The following is a 17,342-nucleotide window of genomic DNA, read 5'->3' as shown; positions in this document are numbered from 1 at the left end:
ACAGGCGGGCGCCATCGAGGTGCGTGGCCAGGCGCGGCGCCGCCGCCGCGGGCTCGGGCAGTGGTGCTGGTGGCGGTGCCGGCGGTGGTGCGTGCGGCGGGGCCATGGCGACGATCGGTGGCGGCACCGGCATCGGTGCGGGCACCGGCGCAGGCAATGAGGCACCTGGCGCAGCCAGTGGCGCCGCCGGTCCAGGTGCCGGCAGCGGCGCCGCCGCCACCGCGGGGGTGTCCGGCAGCGCCGGCTGCTCGATGCGGCCGATGAAGTCGCCCAGCGCGTCCTGCATGCCGCGGGCGGCCTGGCCGTCGGCGCGGTCGCGTTCGCGGATCAGGTCGATCAGCGGGTCGCGTTCGCGCCGAGGGTAGAGGTCGAACACCAGCCGGTGGCGGTAGGCGGCCACCGGCGGCAGCGCGAACTGCTGCGGCAGCACGGGTTGCTTCAGGTCCAGCACCAGGCGCACCACGCGCGGCTTGTACTGGCCCACGCGCACGCGGGCGATGTAGGGGTCTTCGGGGCGCACCTTGCCGACCAGCTCGCGCAGGGCCGGGCTCAGCTCCAGGCCGTCGATGTCGACCACCAGCCGGTCCGGCCCGTCGGTGGTGAAGTGGTGGGCCGCCAGCACCTGGTCGGATTCGATCGTGACGCGGCTGTAGTCGGTGGCCGGCCACACCCGCACCGCCACGATGGTGGCGCCCCAGGCCAGCTCGCCCAGACCCAGCAGCAGCACCGTGCTGCCTGCGCGCTGCAGCAGCCGGCGCCGGCCGGGGGCGTGGCCGCCGGTCATCCCAGCAGCCCCACGCCGCGCGGCGTGCAGGCCTGCAAGGTCACCGTGCGGCTGCCGTCGTCGTGGGGCTCGATCGCCACGCGCAGGTCGGGCACGGGCAACTGGCCGCCGGCCTGCTCGGGCCACTCGGCCAGCTTCAGGCCCGGTGCGGCGAACACGTCGCGAAAGCCGGCATCGAGCCATTCGCGCGGGTCGGTGAAGCGGTAGAAATCGAAGTGAGCGGCCTGCCCGCCGCCCGGCAGCTCGTAGGGTTCCATCACCGCGAAGGTGGGGCTCTTGATGCGGCCCTCCACGCCCAGCGCGCGCAGCAGGTGCCGGGCGAAGGTGGTCTTGCCCGCGCCCAGCGGCCCGCGCAGCTCGATGAAGGCGTCGGCCAGGCCCTCTTGCGCCGCCAACTGGCGGGCGAAATCGGCGCAGGCCGCTTCGTCGGGCCAGTGCAGGGGGCGGGTTTCTAGAATCGGGGGATGCGCGAAGGTCACGACACGGGGCTGCAGGGTGCGACGGCGGCAGTCTGGCTGACGCGCCTGCAAGGCTGGGCCAAGGCGCTCGGATTCTCCCAGATCGGGGTGGCCGACGTGGACCTGTCGACTGCCGAGCCGGGGCTCGAGGCCTGGCTGGCCGCCGGATTCCACGGCAGCATGGGCTACATGGCCGCGCACGGGCTGAAGCGCGCGCGCCCGGCCGAACTGGTGCCGGGCACGGTGCGCGTGGTCACCGCGCGCATGGACTACCTGCCGCGCGACACGCCCGAAGGCTGGCAGGCCATCGCCTTCGACCGCCTGGGCCAGCCGTCGAAGGCGGTGGTGTCGTTGTACGCCCATGGCCGCGATTATCACAAGGTGCTGCGGCAGCGGCTGCAGCAGCTGGTGGACCGCCTGCAGCGCGAGGTGGGCGCCTTCGGCCACCGCGTGTTCACCGATTCGGCGCCGGTGCTGGAGGTGGAACTGGCGCAGCGCAGCGGCCTGGGCTGGCGCGGCAAGCACACCCTGCTGCTGTCGCGCGAAGGGGGGTCGATGTGCTTCCTGGGCGACATCTACGTCGACCTGCCGCTGCCGCTGACCCCGCCGGAGAGCGACCATTGCGGCCAGTGCCGCGCCTGCCTGGACGCCTGCCCCACCGGGGCCATCTTGGCGCCATATCGCCTGGACGCACGTCGCTGCCTGTCCTACCTGACCATCGAGCACGACGGGCCGATCCCGCACGAGTTTCGCGCGGCCCTGGGCAACCGCATCTACGGCTGCGACGATTGCCAACTGGTGTGCCCGTGGAACAAGTTCGCCCAGTGCAGCAGCCTGCCCGACTTCGACGCCCGCGAGGCGTTGTCGGCCGCCACGCTGCTGGCGCTGTGGGCCTGGGGCGAGGCCGACTTCCTGCGCCTGACCGAAGGCAGCGCCATCCGCCGCATCGGCCACGCACGCTGGCGGCGCAACCTGGCCGTGGCGCTGGGCAACGCCTGGCGCGACACGGGCGATGAGGCCATCGCCGTGGCACTGCAGGCCGCGCTGCCGGGCGCCGACGCGCTGCTGGCCGAGCACCTGCACTGGGCGCTGGCGCAGCGCGCCTGAGTGGCGGCGTCCGGCGGGCCGGCGCCGCCATGGGGCGCCGTCACGCGCCGCCGAGCCGCCCCACCCACTCGTGCATCGCCAGCCAACTGCGGGTGAAGCCTTCGGCGCTGGGCAGCCAGTCGCGCAAGCCCAGGGTCGCATCGCCGCCGCGCACGCCCACCGGTGCCGGCACGATCTGCACCGCGGGCCCGGCGGTGCGCAACTGCGCGCGCTCGAAGCCCTGCAGCGCCCGGCTCATGTGGAAGGCGTGCGTGACCAGCACCACGCGCTCGATGCCCTGCTCGCGCATCAGGTCCAGGCTGAAGCGGGCGTTCTCGTGGGTGTCGCGCGAGCGGTCTTCGGTCCAGCGCAGGTTCATGCCGAAGTCGCGCTCGGCCACGCGCCGCGCGATGGCGGCCTCGGTGGGGCCCGGCCTCGCGGCAAAGCCCACACCGCCGCTGAAGGCCACCGGCCAGCCGGTCTGCCGCGCCACCCACAGGCCGTAGCGCAGGCGCTCGATGCCGAAGGGCGTGAGATCGGCGGCGCCGTATTCGGGCGAGCGCTCGCGGCGCCCGCCGCCCAGCACCAGGATGGCGGTCTTCGGCGTGCCCGAGCCCTTGCCGGCGGCCTGAAGGGCACGCAGGTCCAGCGGCGGCGGCGGGCGGGTCAGGCCGTCGATCGCGGCATTGCCCACGGCCAGCGTCGACATCATCCACAGGCCGAGCAGGCTGCCCAGCAGGGGCAGCCAGCCGATGCGGCGGCCGCGCCCGAGTTGCACGGTGCCCAGCAGCGCCAGCAGCAGCAGCGGCGTGGGCGGAATCAGCAGCAGGCCCAGCGTGGGCTTCCAGTGGACGATGCCGAGGGCGGCAAGGATGTCGTTGATGTCAGGCCTCGCGGGTGACGCGGCCGAGGTGTCGCGGGGCCTCGGCCAGGGTGTCGGGTATCGCCGGACTCTGCCTGCACCGCCCGGTGGCGCGCGGATGGGCCGGCGGCCGGCGCTGGGCCAGATCGGCGCCGGGCTGAACCGCGATGTCCAGGCGGGGCCGCAGGCCTGTGGCCTGTGCGGCGTTCATGGGGACGGCTCCTGCGGCGGCGCGGGCGTGTGCATCAGCGCGGAGCATAGCCTGCCTGCGCGGCTGCCGACGACGGCTTCAGTGAAGAGATCCTGCCCCAATCGGGCCCTGGCCAACCCCATGGGCGCCGGGCGACCGGGCCTGCCGCGGCCGCTCAGGCCAGCTCGAAGCCGCCACGCTCACGCAATGCCCGGGTGGCCGGGCCGGCCAGCCGGGCGACGAACCGTTCGGCCAGCGCCGGCTGCGCGGCGTGGCCGCTGACCGCGGCGGTGTACAAGGTGGCCAGCTCGAAGGGGTCGGGCAGCGGCCCGGCCAGTTGCACGCCGGGCGTGTAAAGGATCTCGCTGATCTGCGTGCAGCCCAGCTGCTGCGGCCCGCTGCTGCTGGCCAGTTCGCGCATCGCCGTGGCGCCATTCGGGAAGGTGCGGCAGCGCGACTGCAAGGCCTCGTGCACGCCCAGCTGGCGCATCACCTTGTCGAAGTGAATGCCGGCGGTGGCGCGCACCGGGTCGGGGAAGTACAGCGTGCGCGCCGCCAGCAGCGCGGCGCGCAGCGCGTCGGGGCTGGACACATCGGGCACCGGCTCATGGGCGCGCACCGCCACGCCGGTGCGCACGCGCCCCAGGTCGGCCCGCGCGTCGCCGCGCAGCACGCCGTCGGCGCACAGGGCGTCGACCATCGCGGCGGTGACGATCATCACGTCGCAGGGTTCGCCGGCGAGCAGCGCTTCCTGCATCGCGCCCACGGCACCGAAGCGGCCGGTGATGGCGGCGCCGGTCTCGCGCAGGAACTCGTCGTGCAGCGCCTCGACCAGCCCTTTGGCCGCACCGGCGCACAGGATGCTCAAGGTCGGGGTTGCGGTCATGGGGCACCCTTCGGGATGTGGTTCGGCGCCGGCGGCGCGGTCATTGGTCGGCTTTCGCCCCGGAGACCTTGACGATGCGCGCCCACTTGGCGATGTCGTCGGTGGTGTAGCGGGCGAAGGCTTCTGGGCTCATCACCAACGGCGTGGCACCCTGCGCGGCCCAGGCCTTGCGCACCTCGGGCTGGCTGGTGATGCGCGACACCTCGGCGTTGAGCCGCGCCACGATGGCCGGCGGCGTGCCGCGCGGCGCCATCAGCCCCAGCCAGAGGGTGGCCTCGTAGCCGGGCACGCCGCCTTCGCTGACGGTGGGCACGTCGGGCAGCACGCTGGAGCGCTGCGCGCCGGAGGTGCCCAGGGCCTTGACCTTGCCGGCGCGGATGTGCTCGGCCATGGTCGGTATGGCGTCGAACATCAGATCAACCTGGCCGCCCAGCAGGTCGGTGCGCGCGCCCGAGCTGCCGCGGTAGGGGATGTGCACGATGTGCAGCCCGGCCAGTGCCTTGAACAGCTCGCCGGCCATGTGGTACGGCGTGCCCGGCCCCGACGACGCGTACGACAACCCGCCCGGCCGGCCCTTGGCCAGCGTCAACAGTTCGGCCAGGTTGCCAGCGGGCAGGCCCGGCTTGCCCACCAGCACCAGGTCGGCCTGGTTGATGGGCGCCACCGGCACGAAATCGCGCAGCAGCTGGAAAGGCCGGTTCGGGATCAGCGATTCATTGACGGTGTGCGTGTTGCTCATCACCAGCAGCGTGTGGCCGTCGGGCGCGCTCTTGGCCACGGCATCGGTGCCGATCAGCGAGCCGCCGCCGGGCCGGTTGTCCACCACGAAGGGCTGGCCCAGCGCCTCTTGCAGGCGCTGCGCGATGAAGCGGCCGTACACGTCGGCCGAGCCGCCCGGCGCGAAGGGCACGATGAGCTTCACCGGCCGGCTGGGGTAGTCCTGCGCGGCGCAGGCCAGCGCGGCGGCCGCGAGCAAGGCGCCGGCCAGGCCCCGGCCCAGCAGGCTGCGGCGGGATGGCGGAGGGGACTGGCGCATGCGCGTCTCCGGAGGATTGGTCGGCATTGGCACGGCGCCGCCGTGGCGTCAGTAGCCCAGCAGGTTCCAGCGCACGTGCAGCAGGTGGGTCATGCAATGGGCGCGGGCGCGCTCCACGTCGCGGGCCTTCACCGCGGTCACCAGCGCACGGTGCTCGCGCTCGTACTCTGCCCGGCGCTCGGGCGTGGCGCTGCGCCGCTTGAGCATGCCCCATTCGCCCTGCGCGCGCACGGCGTTCATCTGGCGGAACACACCCGAGATGAAGGCGTTGTGCGCGGCGTTGGCAATGGCCTCGTGCAGCTGGCCGTCCCAGAACTCGAACTGCTCGAGCGAGGGGGCGGCCTCGCCCTCGTCGCAGCACAGGTCCATCCGCGCAAAGTCGGCGGCAGTGGCGTTGCCGATGGCCATCTCGATGAGCGCCGGCTCGAGCACCACCCGGGCACCCATCAGCTCGGCCGGGCTGGTGCTGGCGGCCGCCTGCCCCACCGCCATGTCGGACAAGGCCTGAGCCACGGTGGTGCTGACGTAGGTGCCGCTGCCCACCACCTGGGTGATCAGCCCGCGGGCGCGCAGGTCACCGAGCACGCGCCGCACCGCGGTGCGGCTGAGGCCGAACTCGTCGCACAGCGCACGCTCGGTGGGCAGCCGGTCGCCGGCGCGCCAGCTGCGGTCGCGCAGCTTGTCGAGCAGGCTCTCGCGCAGGCGCACCGGCGAGCCGGCCGCGGGCGCTGCCGCGGGCCGCTTGGCTGGAGAGCCGGCTGGCTTGTCAGCCGGCGTGGAGGTGGGACGGCGGGGCGGTCGGTCCATGGTGTGGCCGGCAGGTTAGTGGCTGCGCGGCCGGCCGACCATTGGTATTTCATTGGTTGCGCACCCGCGTCGATGATGGCAGGCTGCCACGTTCACGCCTTAGCAAGGATCCCCGATGCGCCTGGCCACCTTTCGATGCCTGCCCCTGGCCGCTGCCCGGCGGCAGGTGGGCGTCGTCTCCGACGACGGGCTGTCGGTGACGCCGCTGGCGCTGCCGCCGGCCGATGCCGAGCGCGGCGTGCTGGCGCTGGTGGAGGCGCTGGCCGCCGGCCAGCCGCTGCCGGCCGCCGCCGGTCCGGCGCTGCCGTTTTCAGGCGTTCGGCTCGAGGCCCCGCTGCCGCGTCCGCGGCGCAATGTCTTCTGCGTCGGCCGCAACTACCACGCCCATGCGCGCGAGCTGTCGGGCTCGGTGTTCAAGGCCAGCGCCAGCGACGTCAAGGCCTGGCCCATCGTCTTCACCAAGGTGCCCGAGTGCGTGGTGGGCCCGGCCGACGACATCCGCCTGCCCGGCGACGCCATCTCGGCTCAGATCGACTACGAGGCCGAACTGTGCGTGGTCATCGGCATCGGCGGGCGCAACATCGCCGCGGCCGACGCGATGCGCCATGTATTCGGCTACACCATCGTCAACGACGTCACTGCCCGCGACGTGCAGATGCGTCACCAGCAGTGGGACCTGGGCAAGAGCTTCGACACCTTCTGCCCGATGGGCCCCTGGGTGGTGACGGCCGATACGCTGGACGGCGCAGCCACCCGCGTGCAGTGCTGGGTGAACGGTACGCCGCGGCAGGACGCCCGCACCGAAGACCTGATCTTCGACATCCCCACGCTCATCGAGACCTGCTCGCGCGGCATCACGCTGCACCCCGGTGACCTGATCGCCACCGGCACGCCGGCCGGCGTGGGCATGGGCCTGGACCCGCCGCAGTTCCTGCGGCCCGGCGACGTGGTGCGCATCGCCATCGACGGCCTGGGCACCCTCGAGAACCGCTGTGTCTGACCGCACCCCCCTGCAAGAAAGCCCCACGATGCCCGTCCTCCTCACCCGCCGGGTGCTTGGCGCCGCTGCCGCCGGCCTGGCCACCCTGGCCGCGATGCCAGTGCTGGCGCAGAGCCCTTGGCCCGACAAACCGATCACGATGATCGTGCCCTTCCCGCCGGGCGGCGTGGCCGACACCGTGGCCCGGCCGGTGGCCGAGGCGCTGGGCCGCGAGCTGAAGCAGACCGTGGTCGTCGAGAACAAGGTGGGCGCCGGTGGCGCGCTGGGCATCGGCACCGCCGCGCGCGCGCCGGCCGACGGCTACACGGTGCTGCTGGCCCTGTCGTCGGTGTCCATCCTGCCCGAGGCCGACCGGCTGCTCGACCGCAAGCCCGCCTATGCGCTGAACCAGCTGAAGCCCATCGCCCGCTTCACCGCCGACCCCACCGTGCTGGTGGTGCGTGCCGACGCGCCATGGAAGACGCTGGCCGAGTTCGTGGCCGACCTGCGCACCCAGCCTGGGCGCTACAACTACGGCAGCTCGGGCAACTACGGCACCATGCACGTGCCGATGGAAATGCTCAAGGCCGCGGCCGGCTTTCGCATGACGCACATCCCGTACACCGGCGCCGGGCCGGCCGTCGTCGCGCTGCTGGCCGGGCAGGTGGACGCGGTGGCCAGCGGCCCGTCCACCGTGGCCCAGCACATCAAGGCCGGCAAGCTGCGCGCACTGGCGCACTGGGGCGACAAGCCGCTGCAGTCGCTGCCCGAGGTGCCCAGCCTGAAGTCGCAGGGCATCGCAGCGCAGTTTGCGCAGTGGTCGGCGTTGTTCGTGCCGGCCGGCGTGCCCGACGACATCGTGCAGCGCCTGCGCGCCGCGGCGCGCCGCGCGGCCGCCGATCCGCAGGTGCTGGCCACCATCCAGCGCGCCGGCAGCCCGGTCGAATACCAGGACGCGCCCGAGTTCCAGGCCTACTGGGACCAGGACATCGCCACGATGGTGGACGCCGTCCGCAAGATCGGCAAGGTCGAATAACCCCCCATGAACGCGCACCCTGCCTGACGCGCACCCACCGAGACCTGCCCATGGCCCGCCTGCCCCATGTCGACGAACACACCCCCGGCATCGATGCCGAGCTGGTGGCGCTGGTGCGCCAGCGCCGCGGCGGCACGCTGCTGAACCTGGACCGCCAACTGCTGCACAGCGCGCCGGTGGCCCGTGGCTGGAACACCTACATGGGCGCCATCCGCACCGGCTGCGTGCTCGACGGGCGCCTGCGCGAACTGGTCATCCTGCAGGTGGCCGTGCTCAACCGCGCGCCCTACGAGTTTGCGCAACACGTACCGGTGGCCCTGCAGGAAGGCGTGCCGCAGGCCCAGGTGGATGCGCTGGCCGGCTGGCGCGGGGCAGGGTGCTTCGATGCCCGCGAACGCGCCGTGCTGGCCTATGCCGAGGCCATGACGCTGACGGTGCAGGTGGGCGACGACGTGTTCGCTGCGGTGCGCTCGGTGCTGAACGCGCGCGAGCTGGTCGAGCTGACCGCGACGGTGGCCAGCTACAACATGGTGTCGCGGTTTCTGGAGGCGCTGGGGGTGGAGATCGAGGGGGCAGAGGGTCGATGACGCCGCGGCCTTCGCGTCGCATCGACGGCAGACGCCGATGCGCCTCACTGATGCTCGTGGTCGGCCTGGTCGGCAGTTCGGCCTTGGCCCAGAAACTCCCGCCGCCGTCTCGCACCGTCTACAAGTGCCAGGACGCGGGGCGGACCGTGTACACCGACTCGCCGTGCATGGCCGCCGAGAGGATCGAGGTGCAGCCGACGCGCGGGCTGAACCAAACGACTGGCAAGGAACTCATCGGGCGCGATGTCCGACACGAGCAACATCGCGAGATGATGGCCGATGCACTGCGCCCGCTGACCGGCATGGATGCGACGCAGCTCGATCGTGCAGGGCGGCGGAGGAGCCTGACGCCCGCAGCCCAGCGGGAGTGTCAGCACCTGGACCGCGAGTTGCCGGGGGTCGAACTGGCCGAACGCCGGGGCGAGCCGGGCCAGCTGAAGGCGGTGCAGCGGCGCCTGCTGGTGATGCGATCCCGATTTCGCGAGATCGGCTGCGTCTAGTGCGTGCGGGCGGCCACTATTCGTTCACCGAGTCGAAAGACGACAAGGGCCGCAGCTTTTCGCCGCGGGTCACCTACCGTTACACCGTCGGCCGCACGGCGCACCAGTGCGACGTGATCGCACAAGTCATCACCTGCCCGAACACGCCCCAGCAACTGTGGGAGCGCTACGGTTGCAGGTACCCCAAGGGCGCACAGGTGGTCGTTCCCTATGACCCGGCGCGCCCGCCGGATGCCGTGCTCGAGGTCGTGGCCAACCCATGGGTCATGCTGATCATGCCCGTGGCTGGCGCGATGCTCGTGGCGCTCGCGCTGTGGCACCTGCGGTAGCGCCGACTCCTAAACCTTTGGTATTCACGGCACCCGGGGTCGTTCCTACACTTTGGTCGTCATCCAATGCCGTGCCAAGGGGGGCCCATGACCGATCTCACCGCATTCGCCGCACCATCGCCAGATTCACTGCCTGCGTTCATGCGCGCACTCGAGCGGCAGCGCTCCGCCACCACGCGGGTCGAGTGGCGCGCCCTGACGAAGACCTCGCCCATCATCAAGGGCTGGCGCTTCTTTCTCAGCCTCGATCCGTTCACGCGCTGGGGCCTCGTGAAGCCCCGTGGCTACGCTGGTGACGCCACGCTGCTGGATTTCGCGTATGGCCACCCGTCGGTGCAGTCGCACGTCGAGGCGGCAGGCCCGCTCGGCCGGTTGATTTACGCCGAGACCTTCGCGGCCCAGTCGTCGCATTCGGCCCGCGACCGCATCGCGCTGCTGCGGGACGAGGTGGCCGTGATGGCGCAGCAGGGCAGCTTTTCGGCCATGTCGCTGGCCGCCGGCCACGCGCGCGAACTGGAAGGCCTGCCGGCCGACATCGCCTCGCGCCTGAGTTCGTTCGTCGCGCTCGACATCGACCCGATGTCGCTGCAGACCGCAGCCGATTCCGCGGGCCCGGTGCCGTTCACCCCGGTGCGCCGCAACGTGGTGAAGGACGCGCTCGACGACCTGCTGCCCGCCGACCTCGTGTACTCGCTCGGCTTGTTCGACTACCTCACCGACGAGATCGCCGACACGGTGCTGCACAAGATGCTCTCGATCACCCGGCCCGGCGGCAAGTGCATCGTGGCCAACCTGGCCCACGACGCGGCCAACCTGGGCTATTGCGAGGCCATCATGGACTGGTGGATGATCACGCGCAGCGCGGACGACATGCTTGCCATGGGGCAGCGCGCCGCGGCGCAAGGGCCGCGTGCCTTCGTGCCGTCGGTGAAGCAGCATGGCTGCTTCCACTACCTCGAACTCGCTGATTCGGACCACTGACCCGCACGCCATGAAGCGCCTCTGGAGTCGGCTGTTCGGCGCAGGTCGTCGATCGACCGGACCGGTGGCAGGCCCGCCCGGCCGGCAGCCGATCGCGCCGTACGAGTGCTGGACCGAAGATGATCCCGAGGAGGGGCCGCGGCTGTTCCGTCCGATCCTCTATGTGCTCCAGCACGACGTGCTGCCCGACCTGGTGATGCGGAACCCATCTCGCAGGCCGCCCTTGTTCGAGGCGCTTCAGCCCGGTGTCGCGGGTGCGGGCGGCTGGTCGCACTTGATGTCTCGCAGCGCCTACCTGTGCCAGGGATGGCATGGGTGGCCCGAGGACATGTTCGACGACGAGGCGCAGTTGGAGCGCCTGGCTGCCTATGTCAAGCCACTCGTCGAGCACATGGCGGCCGAACGGCATGACTTTGGCGGCGACGTGGTTTGGATGGTGCGGATGCCGCCTCCGGTGGCTGCACTGGAGGCGCACTTCGTGGCCCTGCTGAATCCGCCGTCCCCGGGGTCAGGCGAGGAGACGGCGTCTCGGCCGCCGCGGTACTTCACGCTGGAACGCAGTGTGGCTGCCGACCGCTACTGCTTCTGTGAATGGACCGCCGAAGGCAGCCACGAGAATTTCGGCGAGCGCCGCCTGATGACGGGCGAGGCGTTTGCAGCGTTGGTCGTCGCGCATGGCGAGCGGCACCCCGTGCGCTGCTGAGCGGCGGCACGCCCGAGCGGGCGCACTTCGTGATCTACGGCCCTGTGCGGCAGGGCACGGCGGCCGATGGCGGCGTCGCCGCGCCCGACACCGATCGCTGAACGCGGGATACTTCGCGGCGCCGGCGCCGCAGGCGCTTGCACCGCAGTGCCTTCTCAACGATCGGAGACATGCCATGACCCAGATCCTCGGCGGATGCCTGTGCGGGGCGGTCCGCTTCCAGTTGGCGGCCGAGCCCGTGATGACCGCCATCTGCCACTGCACGCATTGCCAGCGCCAGTCGGGCGGCGCGTTCTCGGTGAACATCGGCATCCCCCGGGGCAGCCTGAAGTTCACCGCCGGCACGCCGGCCACCTTCGAGGACCAGGGCGACAGCGGCCTGCCGGTGCACCGGCATTTCTGCGCCCGTTGCGGGTCGCCCATCGTGTCGGTGGTGGAGGCCACGCCTGGCCTCGACTGGCTGAAGGCGGGCACGCTGGACGACACCTCCTGGGTGAAGCCGCAGGTGGCGATATGGTGCCAGTCGGCGCAGCCCTGGGTGTCGCTGCCGTCGACGATCGCCCAGTTTCCGCAGAATCCGCCCTCGGCCTGAACCTCCTGCGGGCAGGTGCACCCTCGCGCGCGCCGCGTGGGATGCCGTGCTCGCGCCACCGACCTGATCCATGCCCCTCGTCATACTCGCCTGCTGCCTGCTCGTCGTTTCGACCACAGTGCTGCACTACGAAGTGCTGCGCGCCCTGAACGCGGGCTTGCCGCGCCTGGGCATCCCCGATCGGATGAAGCTGGTCGTCGTCATCCTGGCCACCTTCGTGGCGCACGCCGTCGAGATCGCGATGTACGGCTTCGTGCTGTATGGCCTGGCCGACTGGCACGGCGCCGGCACCCTCGACGGTGGCCTGGGCTTCTCGCTGGCCTCGTGCCTGTACTTCTCGGCCGAAACCTACACCTCGCTGGGTTTTGGCGATTTCACGCCGGTGGGTGCGGTGCGGCTGCTGGCCGGGGTGGAGGCGCTGAACGGGCTGCTGCTGATCGGCTGGTCGGCTTCGTTCACCTACATCGCCATGGAGCGGTTCTGGAAGACCGGCACCGGGCCCAGCGATGACGCAAGGGCCTGACGGCGGGCAGCCGGCCGACCAGCGCGCCTTGCCCACCGCATCGGCGGCGTCGTCGGCAGCGGCACCGGCGCTGGCGCCGAACCGGACCGCGTTCCGCCCCACGGTGTCCGAGTCGGACGTGCCCGTGGGCTACCGCCTCGCGTCGCGAGGGCCCGGCGCGTTCTATGCCCAGCTGATCCTGGACGACCTCGGCTCGCCAGGCGCGCCACCGCGGCCCACCGTGCTGGACATCGGCTGCGGCGGCGGCCTGATGAGCGAGGTGGTCTGGCAGCATCACATCGCGCTGCGCGCGGGCCGATTCCTCGGTGTCGAACCCGATGCCGAGGCGCAGCCGGCGCCGGTGTTCGAGCAGGTGTTTCGCGGCACCTTCGAGCAGGCGCCCATCGACCCGGCCTCGGTGGACCTGGCCTATGCGGCCATGGTGATCGAGCATGTGCCCCAACCGCGCGCATTCTTCGACCAACTCGCCCGCGTGCTGCGCCCCGGCGGCGTCTTCTGGGCCTTCACCGTGGACCGTCGCCACTACTTCTCGTGGGCCAGCCAGCTGATCGACGCGCTGCACCTGAAGGACGGCTACCTCGACCGCGTGCGCGGCCGCAAGGGCGAGCACGGGGCTCGCTACGACAACTACCCGGTCTTCTACCGCTGCAACAGCCCCGCCGTGCTGGCCCGCCTGGCCGGTGACCCGTTCACGCTGCAGACCTGGAGCCTGCACCGCGTCGGCCAGCTCGACGGCTACGTGCCCTACCGCCTGCGCCGCCTGTCGCGCCTGGCCGACCGCGTGGTCATCCGCGCCGGCCTGCCGGGCAGCGTGCTGGTGGCGCGGATGGTGCGGCGGTAGCGGGCCAGGCCGCCGCCAAGGCGCCCATCTGCTACATTGCCCGCCGGGTGTGCAGGACGCCCCCTCTCGCGAAAGCCCACGCACCTGCGCCGCAAGCCACTTGCCGGCATACCCTTCCACCGGCCACCGAGCGAGAAACGGCCGTGTTCCCCGTGGAGACGGTATGCACGATCGCATCCCCCTGAACGACCCCGCCCCGTCGGCGGACCCGGCGCCCCCGTGCGCCATCGACCTGGTGCGCCAGCAGGCGCGCCGGCTGCACCGTGCGGCGCAGTCGCCGCAGGTGCTGCTGGCCCTGCCTGCGGTGCGCCGCGTGCACGCGGCCGGGCTGTTCCCGGGCCGCGCCTTGAGCGCGCTGTACCGCGAGCGCACCACGCTGCTGCAGCGAAAGCACTTCCTGCGCACGCTGGCCGTGGAGGCCGGCTACGCCGACTGGGAGCGTTTCCGCCCGGCGCTCGAGCACCTGCCGCCCGAGGCCTTCGAGCATTTCCAGCTGCTGGGCATCGAGCAGGTGGGCCGGTTCAAGCTCTGGTTTTCGACAGAGGCTGAGGCGCAGGTCCATGCGGCCGCGCACGGCGGGCGCGTGCTGCGCTACGGCTCGCAGGCCGCGGTGCTGCCGCTGGAGGCCGGCGTCGGCGCCTGATCGCTTCCCGGGCGGGCTCGATCGGCGGCCGTTCAGCCGATCAGTTCGCCCGCCGGCTTGAAGGGCGGCCCGATCTTGAAGATGCCGCTGCAGCGCACCGCCGGTGTGCCGTCGGCGGTGACCAGGCCCTGTGCGAACACCAGCGTGCGGGTGACGCGCAGCACCTCGCACTCGCCCTGCACCCAGGCGCCGCCCGGCGCCGGGGCCAGGTAGTCGAGCTGCAGGTTGATGGTGGGCAGGAAGCGCAGGCCCACCTCGGGGCTGAGCCGGTGCACCGACAGCGGCAGCAGCATGTCGCAGAAGGTGGCCAGCATGCCGCCGTGGCAGTTACCCATCGGGTTGGCATGCCGCGGCTCGACCCGGAAGCCGATCAGCACCAGCGGCTTGCCGCCCGCCGTGGCGGCGGGTTCGTGCCGCAGGTACAGCGGCCCGTTGGCGGCGACGAAGCCGCTGGAATCGGGCAGGGCGCGGAAGCCCGCTGGGATGTCGACCGTCATCGGGCCTCGCGCTCCGCGTCGGCATGGAAATCGGCGTCGCGCAGACCCACGCCCTGGCTCAGCCACACCGGGTAGACGCGCTGGAAGTCGGCCACCATCTGGGCCAGCGGCATGTCGTCGAAGGTGCCGCGCTGGTGCACGTACTCCATGTGCCGGTTGCCCGACCGGTCGAACGGGTGGTAGATGGAATCCTCGCGCCCGTCGAAGTCGAGCGGCAGCAGGCCGAAGCGTTCGCACAGCGACAGGTTGAAGGCCGGCGTGGCCTTGCGCCAGACGCCGTCGATCAGGAGGTCGGTGTAGCCGTGCCAGATGAACAGGTCGGTCTGCATCGACTGGCGCATGCGCTCGGTGCTGAGGTGGTTGCGCACGTCGGCATAGCCCAGCCGCGCCGGAATGCCGGCGGCGCGGCACACCGCGGCCAGCAGCGCGGCCTTGGGCACGCACCAGCCGGTGCCCTGGGCCAGCACGCTGCTCGCGCGCATGCCGGCGGGCGACAGGTCGCAGCGGTAGGGGTCGTAGCGGAAGCCGTCGCGCACCGCGTAGTACAGCGCCACCGCGCGCTCGCGGTCGTCGGCACCCACGGCGTGCTGCCTTGCAAAGGCCACCACGTCGGGGTGGTCGCTGTCGATCAGCGCGGTGGGCGCGAGGGTGGGGTCGGTGCCGTCGATGGGGTGGGGCTTCGGGTTCATGCGCATCTCTGGGGCCGGAGTGTGAGCTTACGCTGGGGCCCTGGCTGTCACCGGGGCGCCAAGCCCCACGCCCTTCGACCCGGACCGATCCATGATCGACCTGCTGTACTGGCCCACGCCCAACGGCTGGAAGCTGACCATCGCGCTCGAGGAACTGGGCCTGCCCTACACCGTGCGGCCGGTGAACATCGGCCGCGGCGAGCAGTTTGATCCGGCCTTCCTGGCGGTGAGCCCGAACAACCGCATCCCGGCGATGCTGGACCACGACCCGCCCGGCGGCGGCGAGCCGATCGCGCTGTTCGAGAGCGGCGCCATGCTGCTGTACCTGGCCGAGAAGACCGGCCGCCTGCTGCCCACCGACTTTCGCGGCCGCCATGCGGTGCTGCCCTGGCTGATGTGGCAAATGGGCGGGCTGGGGCCGATGCTGGGGCAGCACGGGCACTTCCGCTTGTACGCGCCCGAGAAGCTGCCCTATGCGCTCGACCGCTACGAGCGCGAGGCACGGCGCCTGTACGGCGTGCTCGACACGCAACTGTCGAAGGGCGAGCACGTGGCGGGCGACTACTCCATCGCCGACATCGCCATCTTCCCGTGGATCGCCACGCACAAGGCACAGGGCCTGTCGCTCGACGACTGGCCGCACGTGAAGCGCTGGTTCGGCCAGTTGCGCGGGCGCGAGGCCGTGGCCCGCGGCATGGCGGTGGGCCGGGCGCTGCGCGCCGACGGCATCGACGACGAGGCCCGCCGCAACCTCTTCGGACAGGAAAGGCCCACGCCATGATCGAGTGCTTCTTCGACTGTTCCAGCCCCTGGACCTGGCTGGCGTTCCGGAACCTGCAGCCCCTGGCCGCCGAGCTGGGCGTGTCGGTGCGCTGGCGGCCGGTGCTGGTGGGCGGCATCTTCAATGCGGTGAACCCCAGCGTCTATGAGTCGCGCGAACGCGGCGTGCCGGCCAAGCAGGCCTATCACCGGAAAGACCTGTCCGACTGGGCCCACCACTGTGGCGTGAAGATCAAGTTCCCGCCCAGCGTGTTCCCGGTCAACAGCGTCAAGGCGATGCGTGGCTGCCTGCTGCTGGCGCCGCAAGGGCTGCTGGTGCCGTTTGCCGAGAGCGTGTTCGAGGCCTACTGGACGCGCGACCAGGACATCTCGCAGGACGCCGTGCTGGCCGCGCTGTGCCAGCGTCTGGGCGTGGACGAGGCGGCGTTCTTCGAGGGCATCGCGCGCCCCGAGATCAAGGCGCAGCTCAAGGCCAACACCGACGAGGCCATCGCCCGCGGCGCCTTCGGCTCGCCGACGATCTTCGTCGCCGGCGACGACATGTACTTCGGCAACGACCGCCTGCCCCTGGTGCGCGAGGCGGTGCTGCGGCGCATCTCGGCACCCTGAACCCGCGCAGCGCCGGCGCATGGGCGCCGGGCCCCGGCGCCGTGGCACACCGCGCGGGCGTCAGCAGCCGTGGAAGCGCGCGAAGGCGTCGAGCGGCGCGCGTTCGCTGGCCAGCCCGTTCACCGGGTGCGCGGGGTTGCGCTGGCCGATGGCCATGCCGCAGAAGAGCATGCGCTCGGGCGGCAGGCCGATGAAGGCGCTCACCGTGCGCGGGTACACCGACCAGCATTCCTGCGGGCAGCTGTCCAGCCCCTCCTCGCGCAGCAGCAGCATCACCGACTGCAGGAACATGCCCAGGTCGCTCCACTGCGGTGGGCCCATGCGGCGGTCGATCGAGCAGAACAGCGCCATCGGCGCGCCGAAGAACGCAAAGTTGCGCGCAAACCAGCGCAGCCGCGCCGGCTTGTCGTCGCGCGGGATGCCCAGGCGGGCGTACATGTCCTCGCCGAGCTTGAAGCGGTAGTCGCGGTAGGGCGCCACCAGGTCCTTGGGGTAGATGTCGTAGTCGGTGGGTTCCGGCGGCTGGCCAGCGGCCACCTCGGCCAGTCGGCGCTGCATCAGCGCCTTGAACTCGTCGAGCCGGTCGCCCGCCACCACGTCGATGTGCCAGGGCTGCACGTTGCCGCCCGACGGCGAGCGCGACGCGGTGGTGAGCACGCGACGGATCACGTCGCCCGGCACGGGCGTGGGCAGGAAGTCGCGGACGGAAAGGCGGCTGGCGAGGGCGTCGGCCACGTTCATGGGTGGGCTCCGGGGGCATGGACAGGGGCTTCTACGATAACCGTTGGCCGAACCCCTGGGCTCCGGGCGGCCGAGGTCGGGGTGAGCCAGGCCCGGTCGGGTCGCGCCCGGCCAGATCGGGCCTGGCAGCCAGTGGGCACAAGACAGGGGCCGGGGCGGGACTCAAGATCCGACCGTTGCCCGCCCACCGGGCCCGACCCGAG

General features: G+C 71.8%; 24 protein-coding genes. 14 read left to right on the top strand and 10 right to left on the bottom strand.

Annotated features, from left to right (window positions below; genetic code table 11):
• The coding region (locus tag EOINJALH_RS08060) for an AMIN domain-containing protein (RefSeq protein WP_144289921.1) at positions 1 to 784 on the bottom strand (784 nt) is incomplete at its 3' end.
• Positions 781 to 1,263 carry a tRNA (adenosine(37)-N6)-threonylcarbamoyltransferase complex ATPase subunit type 1 TsaE gene (gene tsaE / locus EOINJALH_RS08055; protein ID WP_404872742.1) on the bottom strand — a complete coding sequence of 161 codons (483 nt, stop codon included), beginning with the start codon at positions 1,261 to 1,263 and terminating at the stop codon, positions 781 to 783. The genes tsaE and EOINJALH_RS08060, both read right to left, overlap by 4 nt.
• Here tsaE and queG point away from each other — a divergent pair.
• On the top strand, positions 1,249 to 2,349 hold the full coding sequence (queG, locus tag EOINJALH_RS08050) for a tRNA epoxyqueuosine(34) reductase QueG (RefSeq protein WP_199873215.1): 1,101 nt from the start codon (positions 1,249 to 1,251) through the stop codon (positions 2,347 to 2,349). The two genes, tsaE and queG, sit on opposite strands and share 15 nt — an antisense overlap.
• 40 nt (positions 2,350 to 2,389) lie before the next feature.
• Here the strand turns inward: queG and EOINJALH_RS08045 are convergent, their stop codons facing one another.
• The 5 genes from EOINJALH_RS08045 to EOINJALH_RS08030 all read right to left on the bottom strand — a co-directional run bounded on the left by EOINJALH_RS08045 (position 2,390) and on the right by EOINJALH_RS08030 (position 6,109).
• The gene (locus EOINJALH_RS08045; RefSeq protein WP_234413714.1) at positions 2,390 to 3,106 is read right to left on the bottom strand and encodes a YdcF family protein; all 717 of its coding nucleotides are present in this window, start codon (positions 3,104 to 3,106) and stop codon (positions 2,390 to 2,392) included.
• A gap of 106 nt (positions 3,107 to 3,212) precedes the next feature.
• Entirely contained in the window at positions 3,213 to 3,401 is a 189-nt protein-coding gene (locus EOINJALH_RS31110) for a hypothetical protein (RefSeq protein ID WP_144289920.1), read from the bottom strand.
• A gap of 154 nt (positions 3,402 to 3,555) precedes the next feature.
• On the bottom strand, positions 3,556 to 4,266 hold the full coding sequence (locus tag EOINJALH_RS08040; protein WP_088279831.1) for a substrate-binding domain-containing protein: 711 nt from the start codon (positions 4,264 to 4,266) through the stop codon (positions 3,556 to 3,558).
• A gap of 40 nt (positions 4,267 to 4,306) precedes the next feature.
• Positions 4,307 to 5,302: a tripartite tricarboxylate transporter substrate binding protein gene (locus EOINJALH_RS08035; RefSeq protein ID WP_088279836.1), complete on the bottom strand. Its 996-nt coding sequence runs from the start codon at positions 5,300 to 5,302 to the stop codon at positions 4,307 to 4,309.
• Positions 5,303 to 5,350: 48 nt separating this feature from the next.
• Positions 5,351 to 6,109: a FadR/GntR family transcriptional regulator gene (locus EOINJALH_RS08030; protein ID WP_088279830.1), complete on the bottom strand. Its 759-nt coding sequence runs from the start codon at positions 6,107 to 6,109 to the stop codon at positions 5,351 to 5,353.
• 115 nt (positions 6,110 to 6,224) lie between these two features.
• On the opposite strand from EOINJALH_RS08030, the gene EOINJALH_RS08025 reads away from it, so the two are divergent.
• The 11 genes from EOINJALH_RS08025 (at position 6,225) to EOINJALH_RS07980 (ending at position 13,823) form a co-directional block, all read left to right on the top strand.
• Positions 6,225 to 7,109 (top strand): fumarylacetoacetate hydrolase family protein, encoded by an 885-nt coding sequence (locus EOINJALH_RS08025; RefSeq protein ID WP_088279829.1) that lies wholly within the window; start codon positions 6,225 to 6,227, stop codon positions 7,107 to 7,109.
• 28 nt (positions 7,110 to 7,137) lie between these two features.
• Entirely contained in the window at positions 7,138 to 8,124 is a 987-nt protein-coding gene (locus tag EOINJALH_RS08020; protein WP_088279828.1) for a tripartite tricarboxylate transporter substrate binding protein, read from the top strand.
• Positions 8,125 to 8,174: 50 nt separating this feature from the next.
• A complete protein-coding gene (locus tag EOINJALH_RS08015; RefSeq protein WP_088279827.1) occupies positions 8,175 to 8,711 on the top strand; it encodes a carboxymuconolactone decarboxylase family protein in 537 nt (178 codons plus the stop codon).
• Positions 8,712 to 8,761: 50 nt separating this feature from the next.
• The gene (locus EOINJALH_RS31625) at positions 8,762 to 9,211 is read left to right on the top strand and encodes a DUF4124 domain-containing protein (RefSeq protein ID WP_158219686.1); all 450 of its coding nucleotides are present in this window, start codon (positions 8,762 to 8,764) and stop codon (positions 9,209 to 9,211) included.
• The gene (locus EOINJALH_RS31620) at positions 9,211 to 9,540 is read left to right on the top strand and encodes a DUF3592 domain-containing protein (RefSeq protein WP_158219685.1); all 330 of its coding nucleotides are present in this window, start codon (positions 9,211 to 9,213) and stop codon (positions 9,538 to 9,540) included. Before EOINJALH_RS31625 ends, EOINJALH_RS31620 begins: the two co-directional genes overlap by 1 nt.
• A 141-nt stretch (positions 9,541 to 9,681) precedes the next feature.
• Entirely contained in the window at positions 9,682 to 10,521 is an 840-nt protein-coding gene (locus EOINJALH_RS08005) for a class I SAM-dependent methyltransferase (RefSeq protein WP_088279825.1), read from the top strand.
• 10 nt (positions 10,522 to 10,531) lie between these two features.
• Complete coding sequence (locus EOINJALH_RS08000) at positions 10,532 to 11,224, top strand: hypothetical protein (protein WP_144289918.1); 693 nt, start codon at positions 10,532 to 10,534, stop codon at positions 11,222 to 11,224.
• 175 nt (positions 11,225 to 11,399) lie between these two features.
• Entirely contained in the window at positions 11,400 to 11,816 is a 417-nt protein-coding gene (locus EOINJALH_RS07995; RefSeq protein WP_088279823.1) for a GFA family protein, read from the top strand.
• A gap of 70 nt (positions 11,817 to 11,886) precedes the next feature.
• A complete protein-coding gene (locus EOINJALH_RS07990; protein ID WP_088279822.1) occupies positions 11,887 to 12,339 on the top strand; it encodes a potassium channel family protein in 453 nt (150 codons plus the stop codon).
• Positions 12,323 to 13,180, top strand: a complete 858-nt coding sequence (locus tag EOINJALH_RS07985) for a bifunctional 2-polyprenyl-6-hydroxyphenol methylase/3-demethylubiquinol 3-O-methyltransferase UbiG (protein ID WP_088279821.1) — start codon at positions 12,323 to 12,325, stop codon at positions 13,178 to 13,180. Before EOINJALH_RS07990 ends, EOINJALH_RS07985 begins: the two co-directional genes overlap by 17 nt.
• Positions 13,181 to 13,343: 163 nt before the next feature.
• Positions 13,344 to 13,823 carry a hypothetical protein gene (locus tag EOINJALH_RS07980; RefSeq protein ID WP_199873213.1) on the top strand — a complete coding sequence of 160 codons (480 nt, stop codon included), beginning with the start codon at positions 13,344 to 13,346 and terminating at the stop codon, positions 13,821 to 13,823.
• Positions 13,824 to 13,855: 32 nt separating this feature from the next.
• Here the strand turns inward: EOINJALH_RS07980 and EOINJALH_RS07975 are convergent, their stop codons facing one another.
• Together EOINJALH_RS07975 and EOINJALH_RS07970 are read right to left on the bottom strand one after the other, a co-directional pair.
• Positions 13,856 to 14,320 (bottom strand): PaaI family thioesterase, encoded by a 465-nt coding sequence (locus tag EOINJALH_RS07975; RefSeq protein WP_088279820.1) that lies wholly within the window; start codon positions 14,318 to 14,320, stop codon positions 13,856 to 13,858.
• Positions 14,317 to 15,009: a transglutaminase family protein gene (locus EOINJALH_RS07970; RefSeq protein WP_088279834.1), complete on the bottom strand. Its 693-nt coding sequence runs from the start codon at positions 15,007 to 15,009 to the stop codon at positions 14,317 to 14,319. Before EOINJALH_RS07970 ends, EOINJALH_RS07975 begins: the two co-directional genes overlap by 4 nt.
• A 91-nt stretch (positions 15,010 to 15,100) precedes the next feature.
• Between EOINJALH_RS07970 and EOINJALH_RS07965 the strand changes: the two genes are divergently transcribed.
• A complete protein-coding gene (locus tag EOINJALH_RS07965; protein WP_088279819.1) occupies positions 15,101 to 15,790 on the top strand; it encodes a glutathione S-transferase N-terminal domain-containing protein in 690 nt (229 codons plus the stop codon).
• Positions 15,787 to 16,398, top strand: coding sequence for a 2-hydroxychromene-2-carboxylate isomerase (locus EOINJALH_RS07960; RefSeq protein ID WP_088279818.1), 612 nt, complete (start codon positions 15,787 to 15,789; stop codon positions 16,396 to 16,398). The genes EOINJALH_RS07965 and EOINJALH_RS07960 overlap by 4 nt, the downstream gene beginning before the upstream one ends.
• 60 nt (positions 16,399 to 16,458) lie before the next feature.
• On the opposite strand, the gene EOINJALH_RS07955 is transcribed toward EOINJALH_RS07960, so the two are convergent.
• The gene (locus EOINJALH_RS07955; protein ID WP_088279817.1) at positions 16,459 to 17,139 is read right to left on the bottom strand and encodes a nitroreductase; all 681 of its coding nucleotides are present in this window, start codon (positions 17,137 to 17,139) and stop codon (positions 16,459 to 16,461) included.
• Positions 17,140 to 17,342 lie beyond the last annotated feature (203 nt).

The organism is Ideonella sp. A 288 (assembly GCF_002198735.1).
Classification (GTDB): domain Bacteria; phylum Pseudomonadota; class Gammaproteobacteria; order Burkholderiales; family Burkholderiaceae_C; genus Pseudaquabacterium.
The sequence above is the reverse complement of the archived record's forward strand: the minus strand, read 5'-3'. Positions and strand labels throughout refer to the sequence as shown.

What these genes read in the sequence shown, in the direction of transcription:
- queG (WP_199873215.1), top strand. Translation starts at nt 1,249, where the DNA reads ATGCGCGAAGGTCACGACACGGGGCTGCAGGGTGCGACGGCGGCAGTC.
- EOINJALH_RS31110 (WP_144289920.1), bottom strand. Translation starts at nt 3,401, where the DNA reads ATGAACGCCGCACAGGCCACAGGCCTGCGGCCCCGCCTGGACATCGCG.
- EOINJALH_RS08040 (WP_088279831.1), bottom strand. Translation starts at nt 4,266, where the DNA reads ATGACCGCAACCCCGACCTTGAGCATCCTGTGCGCCGGTGCGGCCAAA.
- EOINJALH_RS08035 (WP_088279836.1), bottom strand. Translation starts at nt 5,302, where the DNA reads ATGCGCCAGTCCCCTCCGCCATCCCGCCGCAGCCTGCTGGGCCGGGGC.
- EOINJALH_RS08030 (WP_088279830.1), bottom strand. Translation starts at nt 6,109, where the DNA reads ATGGACCGACCGCCCCGCCGTCCCACCTCCACGCCGGCTGACAAGCCA.
- EOINJALH_RS08025 (WP_088279829.1), top strand. Translation starts at nt 6,225, where the DNA reads ATGCGCCTGGCCACCTTTCGATGCCTGCCCCTGGCCGCTGCCCGGCGG.
- EOINJALH_RS08020 (WP_088279828.1), top strand. Translation starts at nt 7,138, where the DNA reads ATGCCCGTCCTCCTCACCCGCCGGGTGCTTGGCGCCGCTGCCGCCGGC.
- EOINJALH_RS08015 (WP_088279827.1), top strand. Translation starts at nt 8,175, where the DNA reads ATGGCCCGCCTGCCCCATGTCGACGAACACACCCCCGGCATCGATGCC.
- EOINJALH_RS31625 (WP_158219686.1), top strand. Translation starts at nt 8,762, where the DNA reads ATGCTCGTGGTCGGCCTGGTCGGCAGTTCGGCCTTGGCCCAGAAACTC.
- EOINJALH_RS08005 (WP_088279825.1), top strand. Translation starts at nt 9,682, where the DNA reads ATGCGCGCACTCGAGCGGCAGCGCTCCGCCACCACGCGGGTCGAGTGG.
- EOINJALH_RS08000 (WP_144289918.1), top strand. Translation starts at nt 10,532, where the DNA reads ATGAAGCGCCTCTGGAGTCGGCTGTTCGGCGCAGGTCGTCGATCGACC.
- EOINJALH_RS07995 (WP_088279823.1), top strand. Translation starts at nt 11,400, where the DNA reads ATGACCCAGATCCTCGGCGGATGCCTGTGCGGGGCGGTCCGCTTCCAG.
- EOINJALH_RS07990 (WP_088279822.1), top strand. Translation starts at nt 11,887, where the DNA reads ATGCCCCTCGTCATACTCGCCTGCTGCCTGCTCGTCGTTTCGACCACA.
- EOINJALH_RS07985 (WP_088279821.1), top strand. Translation starts at nt 12,323, where the DNA reads ATGACGCAAGGGCCTGACGGCGGGCAGCCGGCCGACCAGCGCGCCTTG.
- EOINJALH_RS07980 (WP_199873213.1), top strand. Translation starts at nt 13,344, where the DNA reads ATGCACGATCGCATCCCCCTGAACGACCCCGCCCCGTCGGCGGACCCG.
- EOINJALH_RS07975 (WP_088279820.1), bottom strand. Translation starts at nt 14,320, where the DNA reads ATGACGGTCGACATCCCAGCGGGCTTCCGCGCCCTGCCCGATTCCAGC.
- EOINJALH_RS07970 (WP_088279834.1), bottom strand. Translation starts at nt 15,009, where the DNA reads ATGAACCCGAAGCCCCACCCCATCGACGGCACCGACCCCACCCTCGCG.
- EOINJALH_RS07965 (WP_088279819.1), top strand. Translation starts at nt 15,101, where the DNA reads ATGATCGACCTGCTGTACTGGCCCACGCCCAACGGCTGGAAGCTGACC.
- EOINJALH_RS07960 (WP_088279818.1), top strand. Translation starts at nt 15,787, where the DNA reads ATGATCGAGTGCTTCTTCGACTGTTCCAGCCCCTGGACCTGGCTGGCG.
- EOINJALH_RS07955 (WP_088279817.1), bottom strand. Translation starts at nt 17,139, where the DNA reads ATGAACGTGGCCGACGCCCTCGCCAGCCGCCTTTCCGTCCGCGACTTC.